Origin of the sequence: Aequoribacter sp. (assembly GCF_965659035.1) — a bacterium.
In the GTDB taxonomy this organism is placed as follows: Bacteria; Pseudomonadota; Gammaproteobacteria; order Pseudomonadales; family Halieaceae; genus Aequoribacter.
The window spans coordinates 1-1,455 of record NZ_CBFHWH010000175.1 but is presented as its reverse complement, the minus strand read 5'-3'; the positions used below and the strand labels follow the sequence as shown (position 1 = coordinate 1,455).

Below are 1,455 nucleotides of genomic sequence, written 5' to 3'. Positions count from 1 at the left end.
ATTTCTGCCATCATGCAGGGAATGCCGATCACGACAATACAAGCTAAATAGACGAGTACGAACGCAGCACCGCCGTTCTCGCCCGTGACATAGGGAAAACGCCAGATATTGCCCAAGCCAACAGCGAACCCGATCGACGCCATCAAAAAAGTCCATCGAGATGACCAGTGATCTTGTAATCCTGCAGTTGCCATAGCGTACTCCTGTGTTGTTGTTGTCGTAGGTTACCAGCGATGCACTTCGCAGTTCAAAGCGGCAAAGGGGCCGTTGCTCGCTGCAGCCAGTCGCGCGTAGCGGAATCCACCAAGGGGCTTATCTCGTTATTTACACGCGCATGATATTGATTTACCCAGCTTATTTCATCGGCGGTCAACATGTCCAATACCATTAGGCGACAATCAAACGGCAGCAAGGTCAGCGTCTCAAAAGCGTAAAAGCCGTCGCGTTCGCCGGGGACGACAACCTGCAGATTTTCACAGCGGATACCGTATTGGTCCTCTTCATAATAACCAGGCTCGTTAGAGACGATCATACCCTCTTCCAAAGGCGTTGGACTGCCTAACTTAGCAATACGCTGGGGACCTTCATGAACGCTCAGATAACTCCCTACGCCATGCCCCGTACCGTGTTCAAAATCCAGCTCTTGTTGCCATAAGAACTGCCGCGCCAAACTGTCGAGCTGCATCCCCGAGGTACCTTTTGGGAAACGAATGCGCGCCAGGGCAATGTGCCCTTTCAGCACCAAGGTGAAGTTGCGGCGCATCTCGGGAGTCGGTTGTCCAATCGCCACCGTTCGAGTCACATCGGTCGTGCCGTCTAAATACTGTCCACCACTATCGACTAGGTAGAGCGAGTTGTTCACCAGAGGTCCCGGCACCCCATTGCGATGATTGTAATGACACAGAGCTCCGTTGGGACCAGCGGCCGAAATGGTGCTGAACGATGGCTCTAAGAACTCAGGATTTTGACAGCGAAACTCGTGAAGCTTATCGGCTAATTCTGCTTCATCTGGGAATCTATCCGCAGCCACGCTTTCGTCAATCCAGGCCAAAAAGGCGGCTTTCGCCGCGGCATCACGTTTGTGCGCCTGTCGGGTACCTTCGACTTCTACCGCATTCTTAGCGGCCTTCGCGGCCATAATTGGGCAAGCCTTGGCGATCACATTCACACCTTGAGCCAACATCGTCTGCCAAGAAGCCGCATTGGTATTCAGCGGATCCGCGCCTACGTTTTGACCTGAACAAGACGCTAAGATGCTCTCTAATTCACTCGGATTATGCGCCGTTACACCGGTACCAACATGGGCTTGCCAATCGGCTGGAAGTCGTGAGGATTCGATAAACCATTGAACACTCCCATCCGCTTGTAATAGGGCGTGGCTTTGCAATATTGGCAATTGGGGGATATCACTGCCTCGCACGTTTAACAGCCAAGAAACAGACTCGGGTAAAAATA

1 protein-coding gene and 1 pseudogene are annotated in these 1,455 nt (G+C 52.4%); both read right to left on the bottom strand.

The features are described 5' to 3' along the window. Window positions 1-194 (bottom strand): annotated as a pseudogene (locus ACTF5Z_RS12170) (sodium-dependent transporter); the annotation flags it as partial. Window positions 195-247: 53 nt separating this feature from the next. Then, the coding region (locus tag ACTF5Z_RS12165) for an aminopeptidase family protein P (RefSeq protein ID WP_438985866.1) at window positions 248-1,455 on the bottom strand (1,208 nt) is incomplete at its 5' end.